22 protein-coding genes and 1 tRNA gene are annotated in these 23609 nt (G+C 67.9%); 14 read left to right on the forward strand and 9 right to left on the reverse strand.

All coding sequences use genetic code 11. From position 1 onward, the window contains the following. The first annotated feature begins 6 nt into the window (after positions 1 to 6). Both trxA and ACFOWZ_RS14435 read left to right on the forward strand, forming a co-directional pair. Positions 7 to 336, forward strand: coding sequence for a thioredoxin (trxA, locus tag ACFOWZ_RS14430; RefSeq protein ID WP_382372448.1), 330 nt, complete (start codon positions 7 to 9; stop codon positions 334 to 336). 209 nt (positions 337 to 545) lie between these two features. Then, positions 546 to 1685 carry an N-acetylmuramoyl-L-alanine amidase gene (locus ACFOWZ_RS14435; RefSeq protein ID WP_382372450.1) on the forward strand — a complete coding sequence of 380 codons (1140 nt, stop codon included), beginning with the start codon at positions 546 to 548 and terminating at the stop codon, positions 1683 to 1685. Between the two features lie 63 nt (positions 1686 to 1748). On the opposite strand, the gene ACFOWZ_RS14440 is transcribed toward ACFOWZ_RS14435, so the two are convergent. Then, entirely contained in the window at positions 1749 to 2381 is a 633-nt protein-coding gene (locus ACFOWZ_RS14440; RefSeq protein ID WP_030465630.1) for a GNAT family N-acetyltransferase, read from the reverse strand. A gap of 135 nt (positions 2382 to 2516) precedes the next feature. Here ACFOWZ_RS14440 and ACFOWZ_RS14445 point away from each other — a divergent pair, with 135 nt between their 5' ends. The 3 genes from ACFOWZ_RS14445 (at position 2517) to ACFOWZ_RS14455 (ending at position 5253) form a co-directional block, all read left to right on the forward strand. Continuing rightward, complete coding sequence (locus ACFOWZ_RS14445) at positions 2517 to 3833, forward strand: aminotransferase-like domain-containing protein (RefSeq protein ID WP_382372452.1); 1317 nt, start codon at positions 2517 to 2519, stop codon at positions 3831 to 3833. 16 nt (positions 3834 to 3849) lie between these two features. Beyond that, the gene (locus tag ACFOWZ_RS14450) at positions 3850 to 4794 is read left to right on the forward strand and encodes a D-alanine--D-alanine ligase family protein (protein ID WP_382372454.1); all 945 of its coding nucleotides are present in this window, start codon (positions 3850 to 3852) and stop codon (positions 4792 to 4794) included. 135 nt (positions 4795 to 4929) lie between these two features. Next, entirely contained in the window at positions 4930 to 5253 is a 324-nt protein-coding gene (locus tag ACFOWZ_RS14455; RefSeq protein ID WP_382372456.1) for a hypothetical protein, read from the forward strand. 84 nt (positions 5254 to 5337) lie between these two features. Here ACFOWZ_RS14455 and ACFOWZ_RS14460 read toward each other — a convergent pair whose 3' ends face one another. The 8 genes from ACFOWZ_RS14460 to rpmH form a co-directional block, all read right to left on the reverse strand. Further along, the gene (locus tag ACFOWZ_RS14460) at positions 5338 to 6306 is read right to left on the reverse strand and encodes a ParB/RepB/Spo0J family partition protein (RefSeq protein ID WP_382372458.1); all 969 of its coding nucleotides are present in this window, start codon (positions 6304 to 6306) and stop codon (positions 5338 to 5340) included. Beyond that, a complete protein-coding gene (locus tag ACFOWZ_RS14465) occupies positions 6303 to 7178 on the reverse strand; it encodes a ParA family protein (RefSeq protein ID WP_382372696.1) in 876 nt (291 codons plus the stop codon). The genes ACFOWZ_RS14460 and ACFOWZ_RS14465 overlap by 4 nt, the downstream gene beginning before the upstream one ends. Positions 7179 to 7276: 98 nt before the next feature. Then, complete coding sequence (gene rsmG, locus ACFOWZ_RS14470) at positions 7277 to 7924, reverse strand: 16S rRNA (guanine(527)-N(7))-methyltransferase RsmG (protein WP_382372698.1); 648 nt, start codon at positions 7922 to 7924, stop codon at positions 7277 to 7279. 766 nt (positions 7925 to 8690) lie between these two features. Further along, a complete protein-coding gene (locus tag ACFOWZ_RS14475) occupies positions 8691 to 9242 on the reverse strand; it encodes a Jag family protein (RefSeq protein ID WP_030465623.1) in 552 nt (183 codons plus the stop codon). Between the two features lie 30 nt (positions 9243 to 9272). After that, positions 9273 to 10292: a membrane protein insertase YidC gene (gene yidC / locus ACFOWZ_RS14480; RefSeq protein WP_382372460.1), complete on the reverse strand. Its 1020-nt coding sequence runs from the start codon at positions 10290 to 10292 to the stop codon at positions 9273 to 9275. 4 nt (positions 10293 to 10296) lie between these two features. Beyond that, positions 10297 to 10554 carry a membrane protein insertion efficiency factor YidD gene (yidD, locus tag ACFOWZ_RS14485; protein ID WP_109630131.1) on the reverse strand — a complete coding sequence of 86 codons (258 nt, stop codon included), beginning with the start codon at positions 10552 to 10554 and terminating at the stop codon, positions 10297 to 10299. Beyond that, positions 10551 to 10904: a ribonuclease P protein component gene (rnpA, locus tag ACFOWZ_RS14490; RefSeq protein ID WP_382372463.1), complete on the reverse strand. Its 354-nt coding sequence runs from the start codon at positions 10902 to 10904 to the stop codon at positions 10551 to 10553. The genes yidD and rnpA overlap by 4 nt, the downstream gene beginning before the upstream one ends. A 26-nt stretch (positions 10905 to 10930) precedes the next feature. Beyond that, complete coding sequence (rpmH, locus tag ACFOWZ_RS14495; protein ID WP_030465619.1) at positions 10931 to 11074, reverse strand: 50S ribosomal protein L34; 144 nt, start codon at positions 11072 to 11074, stop codon at positions 10931 to 10933. A 349-nt stretch (positions 11075 to 11423) separates the two neighbouring features. Between rpmH and dnaA the strand changes: the two genes are divergently transcribed. The 9 genes from dnaA to ACFOWZ_RS14540 all read left to right on the forward strand — a co-directional run bounded on the left by dnaA (position 11424) and on the right by ACFOWZ_RS14540 (position 23513). Further along, positions 11424 to 12989: a chromosomal replication initiator protein DnaA gene (gene dnaA, locus ACFOWZ_RS14500; RefSeq protein ID WP_382372466.1), complete on the forward strand. Its 1566-nt coding sequence runs from the start codon at positions 11424 to 11426 to the stop codon at positions 12987 to 12989. Between the two features lie 744 nt (positions 12990 to 13733). After that, positions 13734 to 14858, forward strand: coding sequence for a DNA polymerase III subunit beta (gene dnaN / locus ACFOWZ_RS14505; protein ID WP_030465617.1), 1125 nt, complete (start codon positions 13734 to 13736; stop codon positions 14856 to 14858). A gap of 41 nt (positions 14859 to 14899) precedes the next feature. Continuing rightward, on the forward strand, positions 14900 to 15814 hold the full coding sequence (gnd, locus tag ACFOWZ_RS14510) for a phosphogluconate dehydrogenase (NAD(+)-dependent, decarboxylating) (RefSeq protein WP_382372468.1): 915 nt from the start codon (positions 14900 to 14902) through the stop codon (positions 15812 to 15814). 3 nt (positions 15815 to 15817) lie between these two features. Next, the gene (recF, locus tag ACFOWZ_RS14515; protein WP_382372470.1) at positions 15818 to 16924 is read left to right on the forward strand and encodes a DNA replication/repair protein RecF; all 1107 of its coding nucleotides are present in this window, start codon (positions 15818 to 15820) and stop codon (positions 16922 to 16924) included. A gap of 97 nt (positions 16925 to 17021) precedes the next feature. Then, positions 17022 to 17555, forward strand: coding sequence for a DciA family protein (locus ACFOWZ_RS14520; protein ID WP_035909137.1), 534 nt, complete (start codon positions 17022 to 17024; stop codon positions 17553 to 17555). A gap of 226 nt (positions 17556 to 17781) precedes the next feature. Beyond that, a complete protein-coding gene (gene gyrB, locus ACFOWZ_RS14525) occupies positions 17782 to 19752 on the forward strand; it encodes a DNA topoisomerase (ATP-hydrolyzing) subunit B (RefSeq protein WP_382372473.1) in 1971 nt (656 codons plus the stop codon). Between the two features lie 55 nt (positions 19753 to 19807). After that, positions 19808 to 22351 (forward strand): DNA gyrase subunit A, encoded by a 2544-nt coding sequence (gyrA, locus tag ACFOWZ_RS14530; RefSeq protein WP_382372475.1) that lies wholly within the window; start codon positions 19808 to 19810, stop codon positions 22349 to 22351. Positions 22352 to 22385: 34 nt separating this feature from the next. Further along, complete coding sequence (locus ACFOWZ_RS14535) at positions 22386 to 23366, forward strand: DUF3566 domain-containing protein (RefSeq protein WP_382372477.1); 981 nt, start codon at positions 22386 to 22388, stop codon at positions 23364 to 23366. A gap of 73 nt (positions 23367 to 23439) precedes the next feature. Next, positions 23440 to 23513, forward strand: a tRNA-Ile gene (locus ACFOWZ_RS14540). Positions 23514 to 23609: the final 96 nt, after the last annotated feature.

Consider the following 23609-nt stretch of genomic DNA (forward strand, 5'->3'; position numbering starts at 1 on the left):
GAGAACATGGCAGGCGCCACCGTCACGGTGACCGACAAGTCGTTCGCGGACGACGTTCTGACCAGCGAGAAGCCGGTGCTGGTCGACTTCTGGGCGACCTGGTGCGGCCCGTGCAAGATGGTTGCGCCGGTGCTGGAGGAGATCGCCGCCGAGCACGGCGAGAAGCTCACCATCGCCAAGGTCGACATCGACGCCAACCCGGCGATCGCCCGTGACTACCAGATCATGTCCGTGCCGACGCTGATCCTGTTCCAGGGCGGCCGTCCGGTGAAGCAGATCGTCGGCGCGAAGCCCAAGGCCGCGCTGCTGAACGACCTGCAGGACGTCATCGGCTGAGCAGTCGGTCAAATATTCGCGTGCAACGCGCAACATGGCCCGCCCGTCTATCGATAAGACGGGCGGGCCATGTTGTTTCCGGTACTTCCAACGTGATCCAGAAGCCACTGTCAGTAGCCCTGCATCGATCACTAAGCGCAGCAGGGCACAATGATGGCTTCCCACCTACCGCGCCGACGACGATCGGCGCCCTAGTCGAGCGAGGGTGCATGCAGCTGCTCCGCCGCGGGGACGTCGGAACTGATGTTGCCGAGATCCGGTCGACCCTGACCAGGCTCGGACTGCTTCCGCCGGCCGACCCCCAGGCGCCGCCGGTGTTCGACCAGCAGGTCGAGCACGCCGTGCGCGCGTTCCAGCAGCAGCGGGGACTGATCATCGACGGCATCGTCGGCCCGGCTACCTACCGCGCGCTGCGCGACGCGACGTTCTCCCTCGGCGACCGCCCGCTCGCGTACCTGATGTCGCAGCCGACCACCGGCGACGACGTGCTGATGCTGCAGGAACGCCTGCTGGAGCTCGGGTACGACGCCGGCCGCGCGAACGGCGTGTTCGGCCAGCAGACCGAGCAGGCGCTGCGGAACTTCCAGCGCGACTACGGCCTGATCGTGGACGGCATGTGCGGTCCCGACACCGTGCGCGCGTTGCGTCAGCTCCAGCCGAAGGTCCGCGGTGGCCGTCCGGTGCTGCTGCGCGAGCAGGAGCGGGTCCGCAACGCCGGGTCGCGCCTGTCGGGCAAGCGCATCGTCATCGATCCCGGTCACGGCGGCCAGGACCGCGGTGTGGTCGTGGACAACGTCTCCGAGGCCGACCTGATGCTGGACCTCGCCCGCCGGTTGGAGGGCAAGATGGCCGCCACCGGCATGGAGGCGCTGCTCACCCGCGGGCCGAACAACTGCCCGGACGAGGCGGAGCGCGCCCGGTTCGCGAACGAGGCCGGCGCCGACCTGATCCTGTCGCTGCACAGCGACGGCAACTCGTCGCCGAACGCGCAGGGCGTGGCGACGTTCCACTACGGCACGGGCAACGGCACGTCGTCGACGGTCGGTGAGGCGCTGGCCGGGTTCATCCAGCGCGAGGTCACCGCCCGCACGTCGATGCGGAACTGCGGCTCGCACCCGAAGTCGTGGGACCTGCTGCGGCTCACCCGCTGCACGGCCGTCCGCGTCGAGGTCGGCTACCTGACGAACACCGAGGACCGCGCACGCCTGGCGACTCCCGGTTTCCGCGACATCGTGGCCGAGGGCATCCTCGTGGCCGTGAAGCGCCTGTACCTGCTCGGCAAGGACGACCAGCCGACGGGCACGTTCACGTTCAACGACCTGCTGCGCTACGAGATGTCGAAGAGCTGATTTGTTTTGGCGCGAAAAGCACGTTCGGGCCACTAGATGGCCCGAACGTGCTTTTCGCGCCGATCAGACGGGGCGGAAGCTCGGTTCCGCCGTGGAGACGGTGACGCTGTTGAGCAGCCTTTCGAGCGCTGCCTCGACGTCTTCCTTCCACGTGATGGCGCTGCGCAGCTCCAGGCGCAACCGGGGCCAGCGCGGATGCGGCCGCACGGTCTTGAAGCCGACGCTCGTCAGGAAGTCCGCGGGCGTGACGCAACTGCGCTCTTCTTCGTCCGGGCGCATGTCGCCGAACGCCTCGATGGCCTTCACGCCACGACGCGTCAGATCCTTCGCCACGGCCTGAACGAGCACACGCCCGAGTCCTCCCCCTCGGAACTCCGGAAGGACCTCCAGCGACGTCATGAGGACCGCGTCCGGGCTCACCGGGGACGTGGGGAAGGCGGCGCTGCGCGGAACGGCCGCAGGCGGTGCGTAGAACACCGAACCAGCGGGGATTCCGTCGCAGTAGATGAGACGGCCGCAAGAACCCCATTCGAGCAGGACGCTGGAGACCCAGGCTTCCTTCTCGAATTCGGTGTCGCCGTATTCCTCCGCCTGTTCACGCAGGTGAGGGGCCAACTCCCAAAAAACGCACGTCCTGCTGTGCTTGGAGAGATGCTCCAGGTTGTCCAGCGTGACGCCCACAACGCGTCGCGACACCCCGACCTCCACCCCTCGGCACGCACAGTTCAACCCGTACGAGGGTAGGCGAATGTGACGGAACCCGGAAGGTACGTGCCCTGAACGGGACGACGGTTACACTCGCTCGGGACATTTCCCATTCAGGAGTCCCTCATGACGATGCCCGGACAGCCCGCGAAGCAGGGCCCCAGAAGCCTCGACCCCCACCTCCGCCGCTACGCAGCGCGCACGGCAGGGATGACGGCATCGGAGATCCGGGCACTCTTCGCAGTCGCGTCCCGTCCTGAGGTCGTGTCGCTGGCCGGCGGCATGCCGCACCTGGCCGCGCTGCCGATGGACTCGCTGTCGGAGGAGATCGGCCAGCTCGTCGCCACCGAGGGCCTGGTGGCCCTGCAGTACGGCTCGGCGCACGGTGTTCCGTTGCTGCGCGAGCAGATCTGCGACGTCATGGCGATGGAAGGCATCAACGGCCACCCGGACGACGTGGTGGTGACCGTCGGCTCGCAGATGGGCCTCGACATGGTCACCCGGATCTTCTGCGACCCCGGTGACGTGGTGATCGCCGAAGGTCCCTCCTACGTGGGCGCTCTCGGGTCGTTCACCGCGTACCAGGCGAACGTCGCGCACGTCGCGATGGACGCTGACGGGCTCGTGCCGTCGCTGCTGCGAGAGGCGCTGGAGGCCTGCAAACGCGCTGGTCAGCGGGTCAAGTTCCTCTACACGATCCCGAACTTCCACAACCCGGCCGGCGTGACGCTGGCGGTGTCGCGGCGGGCCGAGATCCTGGAGATCTGCCGCTCGTACGGCGTCCTGGTCGTGGAGGACAACCCGTACGGGCTGCTCGGGTTCGACGGGCAGACCTACCCGGCGCTGCGGTCGATGGACCCGGACAACGTCGTGTACCTGGGGTCGTTCTCGAAGACGTTCGCCGCCGGTCTGCGGGTCGGCTGGGTGCTGGCGCCGCACGCCGTGCGCGAGAAGCTGGTGCTGGCGGCCGAGTCGGCCACGCTGTGCCCGCCGACGCTGAACCAGATGATCGTGTCCCGCTACCTGTCGACCCAGGACTGGAAGGGCCAGATCAAGACCTACCGCGAGGCGTATCGGGAACGCCGGGACGCGGCGGTGTCGGCTCTGGAGCAGCACATGCCGCAAGGTTCCACGTGGAACATTCCGAACGGCGGCTTCTACGTCTGGGTGACGGTGCCCGAGGGCATCGACACGAAGGCGATGCTTCCCCGTGCCGTGACGGCCCGCGTGGCGTACGCGTCCGGCACCGGTTTCTACGCGGACGGGTTCGGATCCCGCCAGTTGCGGATCTCGTACTGCTACCCGACCCCGGAACGCATCCGCGAGGGCGTCCGCCGCCTGGCGAACGTCATCGAGGAAGAGATGCAGCTGCACGCGACGTTCGGGGCGACGCCGGGCCGCCAGCTGTCCGGTCCGCAGACCCCGTCGCCCGACACCGCCTGATCCTTGGAGTTTTGCTGTGGCTGACCGCATGGTCGCTGTGCTGTCCGGTGGGCTTTCCCACGAACGCGAGGTCTCGATCCGCTCCGGCCGCCGCCTGTCGGCTGCCCTGCGGTCGGTGGGCGTGACGGTGGAGGAGTGGGACGCCGACGCCTCGTTGCTGACGCGCCTGCGCGACCACCGGCCGGATGCCGTCGTCGTCGCTCTGCACGGCGGCGAGGGCGAGAACGGTTCGGTGCAGGCGATCCTCGAGATGCTCGGCGTCCCGTACGTGGGCACCGACTCGCGGGCGTGCCGCCGGGCGTGGGACAAGCCGACCGCCAAGGCCGAGCTCGCCCGCGCCGGGCTCGCGACGCCGGAGTGGATCGTCCTGCCGCACGCGACGTTCCGGGAGCTGGGTGCCAAGCCGGTGCTCGACGCGATGGTCTCGACGCTGGGGCTGCCGTTGATGCTGAAGCCGGACCAGGGCGGGTCCGCTCTGGGCGCTCAGGTCGTCCGGGACGCCGCGGAACTGCCGCCCGCGATGGTCGGCTGCCTGGCGTACGGCGACACCGTGCTGGCCGAGCAGTTCATCTCCGGCGTGGAGGTGGCGGTGACGGTGATCGACGGCGAGGACGGCCCGACGGCCCTGCCCGCGGTCGAGATCGTGCCGGAGAGCGGCGTGTACGACTACACCGCTCGGTACACCGCCGGCCTGACCGACTTCCACGCACCGGCCCGGCTGGACGCCGCGTCGGCCAAGGCGGTCGGCGAGCTCGCGGTGGCGGCGCACCGGTTGCTCGGGCTGCGGGACGTGTCGCGGACCGACGCCGTGGTGGCCGAGGGCGGCACCGTCTACTTCCTCGAAGTGAACGTGTCGCCGGGGCTGACCGAGACGTCGCTTCTGCCGATGGCCGTCGAGGCGGCCGGTCAGTCGCTGGGCGAGATCTACGCCGGGTTGATCGAGCGCGCTGTCGCTCGTTGAGTTCGTCCCGAAGAGCGCGGCACCGAGCGTGACGGTGCCGCGCTTTTTGTTTGGCACGGAAAGCCGATGCGGTGGGGTGGTCGCGCTGCCAAGCTGGTCTTGAAGGGGGACCGATCTAGGGGGAACAACTTGCGCATGCTCACGCTCGTCGCCGCAGCGGCGATGACGATCGGTATGGCCACGCCGGCACTCGCGACCGAGCAGACCGACTGCTCGGCTGGGAGCACGGCAGTGAAGATTCATTGGACCGATGGGTCCGGCGCGGCACGGACCAACTGCTATGGCGGCGTCGGCACGCTCGCCGTCGCGCTCCCGCGCTCGTCGAGTGTCGAGGCGGGCCGCAACAACGGCTGGGTCGAGACCACGGATCCAGCGGGCATGACCACCCGGCGCTTCTTCAGCCCCGGCGAGGTCATTCCCACTGGTTTCCAGACGCTCACGAAGATCTACGTCGGCTGATCAAAATAGGTGACGCCCCGTAGCCTTGCGGCTGCGGGGCGTCATCGTCACCGTGACATAAGGCCCGTGGGTGATCCTATGGGCCTACTCCGATGTCCGAATTGTCGTATTCGGGCTGATCAGTCCAACGATGCGTTCAAGATCGTCAACTGACCCGAATTCGACGACGATCCGGCCCTTCCGCTGCCCGAGTTCGACCTTCACGCGGGTGTCGAAGTTGTCCGAGAGGCGCTCGGCGAGCTCCTGCAGACCGGGCGCGTGCAACTGCTTGCGCGGAGCGGCCTTCTCCTTCCTGGGCTTCTCGTTCTTGGCGAGCGTCACCGCTTCCTCGGTCGCGCGGACCGACATGCCCTCGGCGACGATCCGTGCCGCGAGGTCTTCCTGCGCGCCGGCGTCGTCGAGACCGAGCAGCGCGCGAGCGTGACCCGCGCTGAGCACGCCCGCCGCCACCCGTCGCTGAACGGGGAGGGGGAGCTTCAGCAGCCGGATGGTGTTCGTGACGACGGGACGGCTGCGGCCGATGCGGTCCGCGAGCTCCTCGTGCGTTACGCCGAACTCCTCCAGCAGCTGCTGGTAGGCCGCCGCCTCTTCGAGCGGGTTGAGCTGGACGCGGTGGATGTTCTCCAGCAACGCGTCACGCAGCATCACGTCGTCGGCGGTCTGCCGCACGATCGCCGGGATGGTCTTGAGCCCGGCCTGCTGGGTCGCCCGCCACCGGCGCTCGCCCATGACGAGCTCGTAGGAGTCGCCCCCGAGCTCGCGGACCACGATCGGCTGCATGAGCCCGAACTCCTTGATGGAGAACGACAGCTCGTCGATCGCGTCCTGGTCGAACACCTGGCGCGGCTGCTTGGGGTTGGTCTTGATCGCGGTGACCGCGATCTCCCGGTAGACCGCACCGGCGACCTCACCGATCGGCTGAGCCTTGGCCGCCGCAGCCGCCCCGTTGCCGGCCGCCGCGGGCCGGATGGTGCTGGGCGCACCGGGCGGAGGACCCTGGGGAATCAACGCGGCCAGGCCGCGCCCGAGTCCGCCCTTGCGCTGCTCCGTCATGCGCCCTCCTCCTTGGCCCCACGCACGGCGATCTCCTTGGCGGCGTCGAGGTAGCTCATCGACCCGCGCGAGCCCGGGTCGTACGTCAACACCGTCTGCCCGAATCCTGGCGCCTCGGAGACCTTCACGCTGCGCGGAATCACCGTCTTGAGGGCGACGTCGCCGAAGTGACCGCGAACCTCGCTCGTCACCTGGTCGGCGAGCTTCGTGCGGCCGTCGTACATCGTGAGCAGGATCGTGGAGATCGCGAGATCCGGGTTGAGGTGCTGCTGCACGAGCTCGATGTTGCGCAGCAGCTGGCTCAGACCCTCCAGCGCGTAGTACTCGCACTGGATCGGGATGAGCACCTCCTGGGCGGCGACCATCGCGTTGACGGTCAGCAGGCCGAGGCTCGGCGGGCAGTCGATGAAGACGTAGTCAGGCTGCAGCTGGTCGAGCGCCTCGGGGGAGAGGGCTTCCTTGAGCCGCGACTCGCGGGCCACCATCGACACGAGCTCGATCTCGGCGCCGGCGAGGTCGATCGTCGCGGGCACGCAGTAGAGGTTCGGAGACGTCGGGCTGACCTGAGCGGCCTCGGCGATGGAGATCTCACCGATCAGCACCTCGTAGACGCTCGGCGTGCCGCTGCGGTGTTCGACCGCGAGCGCCGTGCTGGCGTTGCCCTGCGGGTCGAGGTCGATCACGAGCACCTTGAGCCCGTGGATCGCCAGTGCCGCGGCGAGGTTCACCGTGCTCGTCGTCTTGCCCACGCCGCCCTTCTGGTTGGCGACGGTGATCACCCGGCGGTGAGCCGGGCGGGGGAGCAGTGACTCGTCGGGGTGCAGCACGCTTGCCGCACGAGCCGCCTCTTCTGCAATCGGGGTCCACACCACGGCGCTGTCATCTCCGTTGTTGGTCGGCTTCGGCTTGGGCTTCGACTTGGGCTCGGTTTCACGTGGAACATCGGCTGCTTGGAACTCCGGGTACACGCTCACCGATCCCTCCTCGTCTGGCGCTCGACGATCAGAACCGTCGTCGGCACCTCAAGTACATCCGCTCCTACGACGACGACCTTCCCGTTGACGCCCCCAGCGCGTTCCACGGCGAGCCCGTCGCGATCCAACTCTTCCTGCGCGCGCTCGCCCTTGAGCGCCACCATCCGGCCGCCACCCTTGAGAAGCGGAAGGCACCACTTCGCCAGCTTCTCCAGCGGCGCCACCGCCCGCGCGGTCACCACGTCGCAGTTCTTCAGCTGCGCTCGGATCGGCCCTTCTTCCGCTCGGCCGCGGACGACCGTCACGTTGTCGAGCCCGAGGCGTTCCTTGACCTCCTCGAGCCAGGCGACACGGCGCGCCATCGGCTCCAGGAGCGTGATCCTCAGATCGGGCCGCGCGATGGCCAGCGGCACACCCGGCAGCCCCGCGCCAGAGCCTACGTCGACCACGCGCTCGTTCCGCTGGAACAGCTCCTCGATCACCGCCGAGTTGAGCACGTGCCGATCCCAAATCTTCTCGACCTCGCGGGGACCGATGAGTCCACGCTCGACGCCGTGCTCCTCCAGGAGCCTGACGAACTCGGCGGCACGGTCAACGTGCTCACCGAAGACGAGCTTCGCGTTGTCGGGCAACTCCCCGGCCATGTTCTCCGTCCGTGAGCGTTTCACGTGAAACCACGCGGCGGCGGCGTGCCGGCGGCCGGTGGAAAAGCTGGCGAATGCCAGGAGACCATCATGACGGATCGACGGTGTGCTCCGCCAAATCCTGAGCGCCGTTTCACGTGAAACTTGGGGGAAAGTTGCGTCCAACCGTCTACGCGGTCTCGCATCGGGGTCCAGGGACGTCTCGACGACGACTCACCGGCAGGCGGTGTGTTCCTGGAAGCCGAGTTGCGCGACCCCCTACGGCTCGACGTCGACGTCTTGGTGTCGGCACAGACCGACGACGAACGGGTGGGGTGCGACCACGTCGACGAGGAACGGATGGTTGCCGCCGCCGGACTTCAGTCCGTGCGCTTCGACAGAGGGCCGAGTCGGGGGAGGCGTGGCGGCTGATCTCAACGGCTCGCTGCTCCCTGTGCCGGGAACCGGGGAGCAGCGGGAGTGGCCTCGTGGCGGGAGTCTCGGGCGAGTCTGTTTCACGTGGAACAGTGAGCGCCGTGTCAGTTCGGCGATTAACGGAACCGTCGCCTGCTGCTCGCCCGCGAGGGCGGACCCGCCGTCGGCAGAGACGCGGCACGTGCGCCCGCGCCCGGCCCGAGGACAGGCCGATCGCCACCAGACCACCCACCGCCCAACGACGACAGCCAAGGCCGCGCCCCCACGGCACCCGAACTCTCCTCCACCCCGCAAAGCAAACGGCCCCTGGTTCCAACCGGAACCAGGGGCCGTGAGGTGAGGCAGTCAGCCGTCAGGGCTTGGGGAAGATGATGACCCGCCGCTGCGGCTCCTCACCCTCGCTCTCGCTGTGCACGCCCGCGACCGCCGCGACGGCGTCGTGGACGACCTTGCGCTCGAACGGCGTCATCGGGTGCAGGCGCGCCCGCTCACCCGACGCGAGCACCTTCTCGGCGGTCGAACGGCCGAGCTCGGCCAGTTCGGCGCGGCGGCCCGCACGCCACTGGGCGATGTCCAGCATCAGGCGGGAGCGGACGCCCGTCTCCTGCTGCACGGCCAGGCGGGTGAGCTCCTGGAGCGATTCGAGGACGTTGCCGCGGGGACCCACGAGCTTGGACAGGTCCTCGCCGCCGTCGATGCTGACCACGGCGCGGCCGCTCTCGACGTCCAGGTCGATGTCGCCGTCGTAGTCGAGCAGGTCCAGCAGGCGCTCGAGGTAGTCGCCCGCGATGTCGCCTTCCTGGACGAGCAGGTCTTCGGTCTTGCTCTGCGACTGCGGCTCGGCCTCGGCCTCAGCCGGCGACGACGCCTCCACGTCGTCGGTCGCCTGCAAGGTCTCCGACACGATGTCTCCTCTCCGGGGCAACGCCCGAAATCAGCGGCGCTTCTTGCTGCCCGGCTTCTTGCTGGTGGATCGGCCTTGGATCAGGCCGGGAATCTCGGTGTTGTCGCTGCTGCTCGCGTCGGACGAACCGGAGCCGCCGGGGCCCGCGGTCGGCATGCGCTTGGCGCCGTTGGCGGGCTTCGCGCCCTGCGCGGGCTTCTTCGGGTTCACCGGCTTCGCGCCCGGCTTCGGGGCGAGGGCCTGGCGGGTCTCGACGACAGCGGTCTTCTTCTCTTCTTCCTCGGCGTCGATGCGCTTGTACACGATGTGCTGCTGGCCGAGGGTCCACGCGTTGTTGGACAGCCAGTACAGCAGGATCGCGACGGGGAAGAAGAAGCCACCGGCGAGAACGCCCAGCGGGAAGATCCAGAGCGTCAGCTTGTTCATGATGGCCGTCTGCGGGTTGTCCAGCGCGGCCTGGTTCTGGCGGGCGACCGAGTGGCGGGCCGTGAAGTGCGTCGCGATGGACGCCACGATCATCAGCGGCACGGACAGCAGGATGACGTTCAGACGCTCGGTGCCGTACTGGGCCAGCTGGTCGGCCGGCATCGTGATGAACGTCGAGAGGTTGGTGCCGAAGAGCTTGGCGTTGACGAACGAGTCGACGCCCTGCTTGTCGAAGAAGTAGACCTCGCCCCAGCCGGGCTTGAACGAGCGCAGCACGTGGAACAGACCGATGAACACCGGGATCTGCACCAGCATCGGCAGGCAGCCGCCGAGCGGGTTCACGCCGTGCTCCGACTGGAGCTTCTGCATCTCCTGCGCCTGGCGCTGGCGATCGTTCGGGAACTTCTTCTTGATCTTCTGCATCTCCGGCGCGAACTCCTGCATCTTTCGCATGGAGCGCACCTGGCCGACGAACGGCTTGAAGAGGATGGCGCGGAGGGTGAAGACCAGGAAGATGACGGCCAGCGCCCAGGCGAAGCCGCTCGACTCACCGAAGACCTTGCCGAACACCCAGTGCCAACACCACAAGATGAAGGACACCGGGTAGTAGATGAAGTTGAGCACGGAGCTACTCCTCGGTGGATACGTCGGGGACCTGCCGCTTGGGCGGAACGGGGTCCAGGCCTCCAGGGTGCCAGGGTCCGCAGCGCAGCAACCGGCGGATGGTCAGCCAGGTTCCTCGCAACGCACCGTGGACGGTCAGGGCTTCCACGGCGTACGCGCTGCAGCTCGGGTAGAAGCGACAGGTCGGCGGCAGCAGCGGAGAGATGAACCGCCGGTAGAAGTGCACCGGCAGCAGCGCGACCTTCGCGGGCAACGTGGTCATCGCAGCACCTTGCCCATGATTGAACGCAGCGCGGAGGAGAAGTCGGCGGCGAGATCTCGGCTCGACGCCTCTGCTGCTGGGGCCAACGCACGGACGACCACAAGAGTTCCTGGCGGCATCTCTGCCAGGAACGGGCGGACGACGTGACGAAGGCGCCGGTACACCCGGTGGCGGACCACCGAGTTGCCAACTGCCTTGCTCACGACGAAGCCCACCTTGGACGAATCCAAGGTGGGCACGTCGGGCTTCAAGACGTGGACGACCAACCGGGGTCGTCCGGCGCGGCGGCCTCGGCGGACCACCAGGCCGAAGTCCTGGCTGCGGGTGAGCCGGGCGGCCGGTGGGAGCACGACGACGCTGCGCTTACCAGCCGCTGTCAGGCGGACAGAGTGGCACGGCCCTTGCTGCGGCGCGCGGCCAGAATGGCGCGGCCGGCGCGGGTCCGCATGCGCAGCCGGAAGCCGTGCGTCTTCGCGCGGCGGCGGTTGTTGGGCTGGAAGGTGCGCTTACCCTTGCTCACGGTCGGTCTCCCGGTGCTTCACTGCTGACAAAGCCTGTGTGGTCGTCCCCGACGGCAGTGGACGTAGGCGCGCGAAAGGCGCCCGTCGCAAGCGGGAGACTCGTACGAGGGTACGCATGCCCGGGTGCGGCGACCAAATCGGGGTGGCCGATGCCACGTCTTGTGAGGCGTGCCGGGCCTTGTTACCGTTCTTCCCTCGCGCATGCCGGAGCTGGCGAGGGAGCCGCCACCGTACCGGCGCCACAACGCACCGTTTAGTGCACAGTTGTGGATAACTCTGTGGATGCCTCTATTCTCCGTGTCCACATGTGGAGTCTTGGACTCCGGCGGAGGGGAGGGGAGCGCGGAGGTGTCGAACCAGCAGGTCGACCTTGGTCTCGTGTGGGCCGAGGTGGTGCAGGAGCTCGCCACGAGCCACCTGTCCCCTCAGCAACGCGCGTGGATGAGGGTCACCCGTCCGATCGGTCTGCTGGACGGAACGGCCCTGCTCGCGGCCCCCAGCGACTTCGCGAAAGAGGCGATCGAACGCGCACTGCGCGACCCGATCACCGATGCGCTGTCCCGCCGGCTCGGCCGCACGGTCTCCCTCGCGGTGAAGGTCGACTCGCCGGAACCCGTGAGCCCGCCGACCAAGCCGATCCCGGTGCAGGCGGTGCCGCCCGTCCCGAGCATCCCCAATGGCGACACGCCCGTCCTCGTGGATGAGGTCGCCGCCGCGAACGCCGACACCGACGGGTCCGACTCGGACGAGGTCGACGAAGCCGGCGACGCGCTCGCCGCCGTCACCGAGATCTGGCCGACGTTCAACACCGCGGGTGGCGCGACGCCGAACGGGAACCTCCCGTACACGCGGCCCGCGAACCCGTCGCCGTCGCAGACCCGGCTGAACGAGAAGTACAACTTCGACACGTTCGTCATCGGCGCGTCGAACAGGTTCGCGCACGCCGCCGCGGTCGCGGTGGCCGAAGCGCCCGCCCGTGCCTACAACCCGCTCTTCATCTGGGGTGAGAGCGGCCTCGGCAAGACGCACCTGCTGCACGCCGTCGGGCACTACGCCCAGCGACTGTTCCCCGGTATGCGCGTGCGGTACGTGTCGACCGAGGAGTTCACGAACGACTTCATCAACTCGCTGCGCGACGACCGCAAGGTCGCCTTCCAGCGCCGCTACCGGGACATCGACGTTCTTCTCGTCGACGACATCCAGTTCCTGGAGGGCAAGGAAGGTACGCAGGAGGAGTTCTTCCACACGTTCAACACGCTCCACAACACGAACAAGCAGATCGTGGTGTCGAGCGACCGGCCGCCCAAGCGGCTGGAGACGCTGGAAGACCGCCTGCGCACGCGGTTCGAGTGGGGTCTGATCACGGACATCCAGCCGCCGGAGCTCGAGACCCGGATCGCGATCCTCCGCAAGAAGGCGGCGCAGGACCGGCTCGCGGCACCGGCCGACGTGCTGGAGTTCATCGCTTCCCGGATCGAGCGGAACATCCGCGAGCTCGAGGGCGCGCTCATCCGCGTCACGGCGTTCGCGTCGCTCAACCGCCAGCCGGTCGACATCCAGCTCGCCGAGATCGTGCTGCGCGACCTCATCCCCGACTCGCACGCGCCGGAGATCACCGCGCCGACGATCATGGCGGTCACCGCCGAGTTCTTCGGCGTCTCGATCGACGACCTCTGCGGCCCTGGCAAGACGAAGGCGCTCGCACAGGCGCGGCAGATCTCCATGTACCTCTGCCGCGAGCTGACGGACCTGTCGCTGCCGAAGATCGGTCAGACGTTCGGCGGCCGCGACCACACGACGGTCATGCACGCCGACAAGAAGATCCGCAAGGAGATGGCGGAGCGCCGGCGGATCTACGACCAGGTGCAGGAACTGACGTCCCGGATCAAGCAGCGCGCCCGCCACGCTCCCTGATCCCACCCGGGTACACACGAGGGGTCCTCCACGACGGAGGGCCCCTTTTCGTTGCACGCAGCACATTCCCGCGCACGCGGGGAAGGTACGCGGGGTCCCCGCGTGCGGTACAAGCGCACGAAAGGGCCCCGCGTGAGGTCCAGCGCACCCGGGAAGCACGAGTACATGGAGCCGCACGAGCCGTACGCGCGCGCTCGGACCCGGGTGGAGTCGAGGGGTGCCCGGCCACGCGGCGAGGGTTTCTGTTCACCCCCAGCACTCGAAGGGGTGGGGACAACTGGAAAAGTCTGTGGCCCCGGCCACGATCTGGCCACAGAAGCCTGTTGAACACCCGGGTACAACTGCCCCGCACCCGGGGACGCACCCGGGGACAACTGTGGACGATCTGTGGATCGAGAGGTGTGCACAACTGGCTGTCCCCGGGTGCGCCGATCTGTCCCCGGGTGCCATCCCCCCTTAGTCCACATGGTGGGTGACCTCTTGACCTGGGCGTTCAACGCCTGTCCCCACAATCCACAGCCCTTACTGTTACTGCTGTTGGATCTTTTCCAGGAAGAACTTCAAAGCAAAACAGCGGGGGACAGCTCCCGGGGATCGGTGCCCGAACCCCGAAGTGACGGGAAGGGCCAGGACGCTCTAACGTGGTTGCTCCGCACCTCGGGTCAGCCGAGGGTCGAGGCTCCCTAACCCCCACTGGCACGTTGCTGTGGTTGGGCTTGTCGACTGTCGAGGAAAGGACGCCTCATGAAGATCCGCGTCGAACGCGACGGCCTGGCCGACGCTGTCGCCTGGGTCGCCCGCAGCCTTCCGTCCCGTCCGCCGGTTCCCGTGCTGGGCGGCGTGCTGCTCGACGCGGAGTCGGACGACTCGCTGACGGTCTCCGGCTTCGACTACGAGGTCTCCGCTCAGGTCGGCGTCCCCGCGACGATCGCCGACGGAGGCCGCGCCCTGGTCTCCGGGCGTCTGCTCGCCGACATCACCAAGGCGCTGCCGAACCACCCGGTCGAGATCGCGGTCGACGGCGCTCGCATGATGATCAGCTGTGGCAGCGCGAGGTTCAGCCTCCCGACGATGCCGGTCGAGGACTACCCGGCGCTGCCGTCGATGCCGCAGCTGATCGGTGAGCTCCCCGGCGAGGTCTTCGGTGAGGCCGTCGGCCAAGTCGCCGTCGCGGCAGGCAAGGACGACACGCTCCCGATGCTCACCGGTGTGCGCGTCGAGATCGGCGAGGGCAAGCTGACCCTCGTCGCCACGGACCGGTTCCGCCTCGCGATGCGCGAGTTCCCGTGGGAGCCGGACGCTTCCCTCGGCGAGGTCGCGGTCCTCGTTCCCGCCCGCACGCTCGGCGACGCGGCCAAGACGCTCGGCTCGTCCGGCGGCAAGGTCGAGATGTCCCTCGCGGCGAACGACGGTCTGCTCGGCCTGTCCGGTTCCGGCAAGCGCACGACGACCCGTCTGCTCGACGCCGACTTCCCGAAGTACCGCCAGCTGCTGCCGACCGAGCACTCGGCCGCCGCGATCATCGAGGTCGACACGCTCGTCCAGGCGATCAAGCGCGTCTCGCTCGTCGCCGAGCGCGGCACCCAGGTGCGCCTCGAGTTCGTGGACGGCGGCCTGCGCCTGTCCGCCGGTGGCGACGACGAGGGTTCGGCCGAGGAAGAGCTTCCGGTCGAGTACACCGGCGACGCGGTCACGATCGCGTTCAACCCCGGTTACCTCCTCGACGGTCTTGGAGCGGTTCGCACGCCCCGCGTCCACTTGTCCTTCACCACACCCAGCCGACCGGCGCTCCTCAAGCCGGTGGACGAGGATGGAAACGTGGCGCCGGGCTACCTGTACCTCCTGATGCCCGTTCGCCTGCCCGGCTAAAACCCTTACCGGGTAACGAGAAACGTTTAGGGGAGAACACCGTGCAGCTCGGACTCGTCGGCCTCGGCAAGATGGGTTTCAACATGCGCGAGCGGGTGCGTCGTGCCGGTCACGAGGTGATCGGCTACGACCGCAACCCGGAGGTCAGCGACTCGGAGTCGTTGGCGGACATGGTTTCCAAGCTCGAAGCGCCGCGCGTGGTGTGGGTCATGGTGCCCGCGGGTGACATCACCCGGAACACGGTGAAGGAACTGTCCGAGCTGCTCGAGCCCGGCGACCTCGTGATCGACGGCGGCAACTCGAAGTTCACCGACGACAGGATCCACGCGGACCTGTTGGCGGAGAAGGAGATCGGTTACCTCGACGCCGGCGTGTCCGGTGGCGTGTGGGGTCTCGACAACGGCTACGCGCTGATGGTCGGTGGCGACGCGGCTCACGTCGAGCAGGCGATGCCGATCTTCGACGCGCTGCGTCCGGAGGGTCCGCGCGAGGAAGGCTTCGCGCACGCGGGCAAGGTCGGTGCCGGCCACTACTCGAAGATGGTGCACAACGGCATCGAGTACGGCCTGATGCAGGCGTACGCCGAGGGCTTCGAGCTGCTCGACAAGACCGACGTCGTGGACAACGTGCCCGCGGTGATCTCGGCCTGGCAGCGCGGAACCGTTGTGCGGTCGTGGCTTCTCGACCTGCTGGTGCGCGCTCTGGAGTCCGACCCCGAGCTCGACGACCTGCGCGGGTACGTCGAGGACTCCGGCGAGGGCCGGTGGACCGTCGAGGAGGGCATCAACAACGCGGTGCCGCTGCCGGTGATCTCCGCCGCGCTCTTCGCCCGGTTCACCTCCCGGCAGGAGGACTCGCCGGCGATGCGCGCCGTCGCCGCGCTGCGCAACCAGTTCGGTGGCCACTCGGTGCACCTCGCGGGTCCGTCGTCCGGTTCGGGCAGCACCCAGGGCTAGCGGGTGCACGTCAGACACCTCCAGGTCAGCGACTTCCGCTCGTGGGAACTCGCCGACCTGGCGTTCGAACCCGGCGTCTCGGTGCTCGTCGGGCGCAACGGTCAGGGCAAGACGAACCTGGTCGAGGCGATCGGGTACGTGGCGACGCTGGGTTCGCACCGCGTCGCCACCGACGCGCCGCTGATCCGGCACGGCGCCCAGCGCGCCGTCGTGCGGGCGGCCGTGGTCAACGAAGACCGCGAGCTGCTCGTGGAGCTCGAGATCACGGCGGGCAAGGCGAACCGGGCGCGGATCAACCGCGGTCCGGTGCCGCGTCCGCGCGACGTGCTCGGAATCCTGCGCACCGTGTTGTTCGCACCGGAAGACCTCTCTCTCGTGAGAGGCGATCCGAGCGACAGGCGGCGGTTCCTCGACGAGATGCTCGTGTTGCGCGCGCCCCGGTTCGCCGGTGTTCGCAGCGACTACGACCGTGTCCTCAAGCAGCGCAGCGCGTTGTTGAAGACGGTGAAGCATTCTCGATCGGCGGACCTGTCGACGCTCGACGTCTGGGACGGGCATCTCGCGAAGCACGGCGCGGAGCTCCTGGCCGCGCGGATGAAGCTGGTCCGCGACATGGCGGGCCACGTGACCTCGGCGTACGCGGAGGTCGCTCCGGAGTCGCGGCCGGCGCTGATCTCGTACAGGTCGAGCGTCGGCGAACTGCCGGAGGACAGGGAGAGCATCGAGGACCTGTTGCTCGCCGAGCTCGACCGGGTTCGGCGGCAGGAGATCGAACGCGGCGTGTGCCTCGTCGGCCCGCACCGCGACGACCTCGACCTCACGCTCGGCGAACTTCCCGCGAAGGGGTACGCCAGTCACGGAGAGTCATGGTCGTTCGCGCTCGCGCTGAGGCTCGGCGGGTACGAACTGATGCGTGTCGACGGCATCGAACCGGTGCTCGTGCTGGACGATGTCTTCGCGGAGCTCGACCGCGGCCGGCGACAGCAGCTGGCCAAGGTGGCGGCCGCCGCCGAGCAGGTGCTGATCACCGCGGCGGTGGCGGAGGACGTGCCGGACGAGCTGAGCGGTGCCCGGTTCGAGGTGAATGGCGGGGAGGTCCGGCGTGTCTAACTCAGATCCCCAAGATGTAGCTCGATCGGGTGTGTCCGCCCACACATCTGGGGACAAGTCTGTGGATGGTGTGGATAACTCCGTCACAAATCCGGACTTGTCCACAGGTTCATTCACACCTGAGGGTGAGTCACTGAAGGGTTCCGACCTTGCACGGGCTGCCCTCGAAGCCGCGAAGGCGAGTGCGAAGGCCCGCGGCCGGGTGCCGGGCAGCAAGTCGAAGGGCCGTCCGGTCAACCGCCGCCGGCGTCGCTGGTCAGGGCCCGGTCCCGACGACCGCGACCCTCAGCCGATCGGGCGGATCGCGTCGAGGGTCGCCGCCGACCGCGGCTGGGTCGAGCAACTCCAGGGTGGTCAGGTCTTCGGCCGTTGGGCAAAATTAGTAGGTGAGGACGTCGCCGAGCACGCGAAACCGATCGCGCTCAGTGACGGGGAACTGACGGTCCAGGCGTCGTCGACGGCGTGGGCCACTCAGCTGCGCCTTCTGCAGCGCGACCTGCTCAAGCGGATCGCCGCGGGCGTCGGCCACGGCGTCGTGAAACGGCTCAAGATCAAGGGCCCGGACGCTCCGAACTGGCGACACGGCCCCAGGCACGTTCCTGGGCGCGGTCCGCGTGACACCTACGGGTGAGACTCTGTCAAGGGCTCAGCGGCCGTTCTGTGGCGCAATGAGCGTTCACCTGCGGATTTGAACCCCCGTTTCAGCCGTCCTGACCCGTCTTGAGCCTCGTGAGGCTCTCTGTGACCGAATCAAAGGTGTCCTTGACCCCTTTCTGTCGGGGTGGCCCGGTAGAATCACGGGGAGCGTCACCCATCACCGTGCGGCTCTGCCGCATCAGCGAGGAGACTCCAGGCCCGTGTCAGCTAAGAAGAATGAGTACGGCGCGTCCTCGATCACCGTCCTCGAAGGCCTCGAGGCAGTGCGCAAGAGGCCGGGCATGTACATCGGCTCGACCGGCGAGCGCGGTCTGCACCACCTGGTCCAGGAGGTTGTGGACAACTCGGTCGACGAGGCGATGGCCGGCTTCGCGACGACTGTCGACGTCACCCTGCTGGCCAACGGCGGAGTCCGGGTGATCGACGACGGTCGTGGCATCCCCATCGACGTGCACCCGGTCGAGGGCAGGCCCACCGTCGAGGTCGTGCTGACCGTGCTGCACGCGGGCGGCAAGTTCGACAGCGACTCCTACGCGGTGTCCGGCGGTCTGCACGGCGTCGGCATCTCCGTGGTGAACGCGCTGTCCACCGCCGTCGAGGTGGAGATCAAGCGCCAGGGGTACGTGTGGACCCAGCGCTACGAGAACTCGAAGCCCGCGCACGAGCTGCGCCAGGGCGAGCCGACCGACGAGACGGGCACCACCGTCACGTTCTGGGCGGACCCCGACATCTTCGAGACCACCGAGTACAACGTCGAGACGATCGCGCGCCGCCTGCAGGAGATGGCGTTCCTCAACAAGGGCATCACCATCGTCCTGCGCGACGAGCGGGTCTCGGAGGAGGACGAGGAAGCCGACGCCGAGGGCCACAAGGCCGCGGTGAAGGAACGCGTCTACCACTACCCGGGTGGTCTGGAGGACTTCGTCCGCCACATCAACCACACGCGTGACGCCGTGCACCAGAAGGTCATCGGCTTCGAGGCGCAGGGCGACGACCTCCAGGTCGAGGTCGCGATGCAGTGGAACACGGGCTACACCGCCTCGGTCTACACGTTCGCGAACACGATCAACACGCACGAGGGCGGCACGCACGAAGAGGGCTTCCGCGCCGCGTTGACGCGTGTCGTCAACGAGTACGCGCGCGAGAAGAAGCTGCTCAAGGAGAAGGACGCCAACCTCACCGGTGACGACATCCGCGAGGGTCTCGCCGCGATCATCTCGGTGAAGTTGAAGGAGCCCCAGTTCGAGGGCCAGACGAAGACCAAGCTGGGCAACAGCGAGGCCAAGTCGTTCGTGCAGAAGTCGACGAACGAGCACCTGGCGGACTGGTTCGAGCGCCACCCCAACGAGGCGAAGACCATCGTCACGAAGTCGGTGTCGTCGGCGCAGGCCCGCATCGCCGCGCGCAAGGCCCGTGAGCTGGTGCGCCGCAAGGGCGCGCTGGACATCGGCGGCCTGCCGGGCAAGCTGAAGGACTGCCGCTCGACCGAGCCGGAGCGTTGCGAGCTCTACATCGTCGAGGGTGACTCCGCCGGTGGATCGGCCAAGGAGGGGCGCGACTCGATGTACCAGGCGATCCTGCCGATCCGCGGCAAGATCATCAACGTCGAGAAGGCGCGCATCGACCGCGTCCTGAAGAACACCGAGGTCCAGTCGCTGATCACGGCGCTCGGCACCGGCATCCACGACGAGTTCGACCTCTCGAAGCTGCGCTACCACAAGATCGTGCTGATGGCCGACGCCGACGTCGACGGCCAGCACATCCGCACGCTGCTGCTGACGCTGCTGTTCCGCTTCATGCAGCCGCTCATCGAGCACAACCACGTGTACCTCGCGCAGCCGCCGCTCTACAAGATCAAGTGGCAGCGGACCGAGCCGGAGTACGCGTACTCCGACCGCGAGCGCGACGCCGTGATCAAGGACGGCATCGCGTCGGGCAAGAAGCTCGGCAAGGAAGACAACATCCAGCGGTACAAGGGTCTCGGTGAGATGAACGCCGAGGAGCTGTGGGAGACCACGATGGACCCGGCGAACCGGATCCTGCGGCAGGTCACCATGGACGACGCGGCCACCGCCGACGAGCTGTTCAGCGTGCTCATGGGCGAGGACGTCGAGGCACGCCGCTCGTTCATCACCCGCAACGCCAAGAGCATCAAGTTCCTGGACATCTGAGTCCGGTCTTCGTTCTGGGCATCCTGGCGTTTCTGGCGAGTAAGGAAGAAGAACAGTGAGCGAGACGACTCTGCCGCCGGACCACGACCGCATCGAGCCGGTCGAGATCCAGCAGGAGATGCAGAACTCGTACATCAACTACGCGATGTCCGTCATCGTGGGTCGCGCGCTGCCGGACGTGCGCGACGGGTTGAAGCCCGTGCACGTGCGAGTGCTGTACTCGATGTTCGACTCCGGTTTCCGTCCCGACCGCGGCTACAACAAGTGCGCGCGCGTCGTCGGCGACGTGATGGGCAACTACCACCCGCACGGTGACTCGGCGATCTACGACGCATTGGTGCGTCTCGCCCAGCCGTGGGCCCTGCGCTACCCGTTGATCGACGGTCAGGGCAACTTCGGCTCGGTGGGCAACGACCCCGCCGCCGCCATGCGGTACACGGAGTGCCGGCTCTCCCCGTTGGCCATGCACATGCTGCAGGACATCGAGGAAGAGACCGTCGACTTCCGCGACAACTACGACGGCCGCATCCAGGAGCCGACGGTCCTGCCGTCGCGCGTGCCGAACCTGCTGATCAACGGCAGCTCCGGCATCGCGGTCGGCATGGCCACCAACATCCCGCCGCACAACCTCCGCGAGGTCGCGGAAGGCGTGGTGTGGGCGCTGGACAACTTCGAGGCCTCCGACGAGGAGACCCTCGAGGCGATGATCGCCCGGATCAAGGGCCCGGACTTCCCGACGTACGGCCAGATCCTCGGCACCTCCGGCATCGAGGACGCGTACCGCACCGGCCGCGGCTCGGTCCGGATGCGCGCGGTCGTCGAGGTGGACGAGGACGCCAAGGGCCGCACGATCCTCGTCGTCACCGAGCTGCCGTACCAGGTGAACCCCGACAACCTGGTCGAGAACATCGCGTCGCTGGTGCGTGACGCCAAGCTGACCGGCATCGCGAACATCGCCGACGAGTCCAACCGCCGCATCGGCATGCGCATCGTGATCACGCTCAAGCGCGACGCGGTGGCGAAGGTCGTGCTGAACAACCTCTACAAGCACACCCAGCTGCAGTACTCGTTCGGCGTCAACATGCTGGCGCTGGTCGACGGTGTGCCGCGCACGCTGCGGATCGACCAGATGATCCGCCACTACGTGAAGCACCAGATCGAGGTCATCGTGCGGCGGACGCGGTTCCGTCTGCGCAAGGCCGAAGAGCGCGCGCACATCTTGCGCGGCTTGGTGAAGGCGCTCGACCAGCTCGACGCGGTGATCGCGTTGATCCGCCGGTCCGAGACGCCGGACATCGCGCGCACCGGCCTGATGGAGCTCCTCGACGTCGACGAGATCCAGGCCAACGCGATCCTGGAGATGCAGCTCCGCCGCCTGGCCGCCCTCGAGCGCCAGAAGATCATCGACCAGTTGGCCGAGATCGAGCTGGAGATCGCGGACCTCAAGGACATCCTCGAGAAGCCGGAGCGGCAGCGCAAGATCGTGCGCGACGAGCTCACGGCGATCGTGGACAAGTTCGGCGACGACCGCCGCACGAAGATCATCCCGTTCGACGGCGACGTGTCCATGGAGGACCTGATCGCGGTCGAGGACGTGGTCGTCACGATCACGCGCACCGGCTACGCGAAGCGCACCAAGACCGACCTCTACCGGGCGCAGAAGCGCGGCGGCAAGGGCGTGCAGGGCGCACAGCTCAAGCAGGACGACATCGTCGCCCACTTCTTCGTGTGCTCGACGCACGACTGGATCCTGTTCTTCACGAACAAGGGCCGTGTGTACCGCACGAAGGCGTACGAGCTGCCTGAGGCGAACCGCAACGCCCGCGGGCAGCACGTCGCGAACCTCCTCGCGTTCCAGCCGGAGGAGGAGATCGCGCAGGTCATCCAGATCAAGAACTACGAGGTGTCGCCGTACCTCGTGCTCGCCACCCGGAAGGGTCTGGTGAAGAAGTCGAAGCTCTCCGACTTCGACTCCAACCGATCGGGTGGTCTTATCGGCATCAACCTGCGCGAGGACGACGAGCTGGTCGGAGCGGTGCTCTGCTCGGCCGACGACGACCTCCTCATGGTGTCCGCCGACGGCCAGTCGATCCGCTTCCACGCGACCGACGACGTGCTGCGCCCGATGGGACGTGCCACGTCAGGTGTGCAGGGCATGCGGTTCAACGCCGACGACGAGCTGCTCTCCGTGGGCGTCGTCCAGGAGGGCCTGTTCGTTTTGGTCGCGACGGACGGTGGGTACTCGAAGCGAACGCCGATCGAGGACTACCCGGTTCAGGGCCGTGGCGGCAAGGGTGTGCTGACCATTCAGCACGACCGGCGACGTGGCAGGCTGGTGGGCGCGCTCATCGTCGACGTCGACGACGAGCTCTACGCCATCACCTCGAGCGGCGGGGTCATCAGGACCCGTGCCGAGCAGGTGCGCAAGGCGGGACGGCAGACGAAGGGCGTGCGGCTGATGAACCTCGGCGAGAGCACCACTTTGATCGCCGTCGCACGCAACGCGGACGAGCCCAGCGACGTCACTAACGGTGAGACGTCTGTCGCGGAGGACTCTGCCGCCGACCAGGCAGCCACCCCCACCGACTCGGCCGAGTAGCCGGAATCGTTAGCGAGAGGTCAAGGACAAGCTCGTGACTCCACCCGAGAACCGCGAAGGTCGGGACGCGGACAAGACCGCGGTGATCACCAAGCCGACTCCGCAGAGTTCTGCGGACAAGGCCGACTCGGCCGCGCCGGCGGCCTCTGGTTCCTCGGGTGGGGACAAGACCAAGCCGGTGGCGGCGGAGAAGGCGGCCGAGGCCGCCGCATCCGCCGCACCTGCCGAGACCCCCGCTGCCGAGAAGAAGACCGAGAAGGTCGAGAAGGCCGCGCCTGCCGCAGCTGCTCCGGCTGCGGCCGAGCAGAAGACGGTGTCGATCGACACCCCGGCTCCGACGCCCCCACCCGCGGCCGACGAGCCCGTCGTCGTCTCGACGCCGCCGCCCTGGCAGCGCGTGACGAACGACACTGAGGCAGCCGAGCAGGACACGGCCGAGGCGCACGTGGCTCCGGCCGCGCCGCCCGTCCCGTCCGCGTCGCCTTCGGAGCCCGCCTTCCCGTCGACCGACCCGGACACCGTCAAGGTGCAGAAGCCCGTGGTCACGGGCTCGGCCGTGCCGGTGGGCCTGGGCAGCAGCCGCACGTCGGTGAACCTCGGCAACGGCGGCAGCCGTCCCGCCGCGGCCACCCCGTCGGCCCGTCGCCCCGGCCGCGGCCCGCGCCGCGCCTCGCTGCAGGTGAAGCGCGTCGACCCGTGGTCGGTGCTCAAGCTCGCCCTGGTGCTGGGCGTCGCGCTGTTCTTCGTCTGGCTCGTGGCGGTCGGCGTGCTGTACGGCGTCCTGCACGGCATGGGCGTCTGGGACAAGATCAACAGCACCGCGAACGACCTGCTCCAGGCCAACGAGCCGGGCGAACCGCTGATCAGTGCCGGCCGCGTGTTCGGCGTCTCGGCGATCATCGGCGCGGTCAACATCGTGCTCTTCACGGCCCTCGCGACCGTCGGCGCGTTCGTCTACAACGTGTCCGCGGATCTGGCCGGTGGCTTGGAGTTGACGCTCTCCGAGCGTGAATGACCCCCGATTTGGGAGCGGCGAGGACGATCCTGTAAGGTTCTCCTCGTCGCCCCGAGGGGCGACAGTTGATCGAGGGCCTATAGCTCAGGCGGTTAGAGCGCTTCACTGATAATGAAGAGGTCGGAGGTTCAAGTCCTCCTAGGCCCACTCGATTCGCGGGATAACTATGTGAGCGGAACGCACTCACCTATTGCGAATCATCGTCTTTTTTCTGGGGGCCAAGCCCCCAGACCCCCTGCCGGG

Source organism: Lentzea rhizosphaerae, from assembly GCF_042649515.1.
Lineage (GTDB): Bacteria > Actinomycetota > Actinomycetes > Mycobacteriales > Pseudonocardiaceae > Lentzea > Lentzea aerocolonigenes.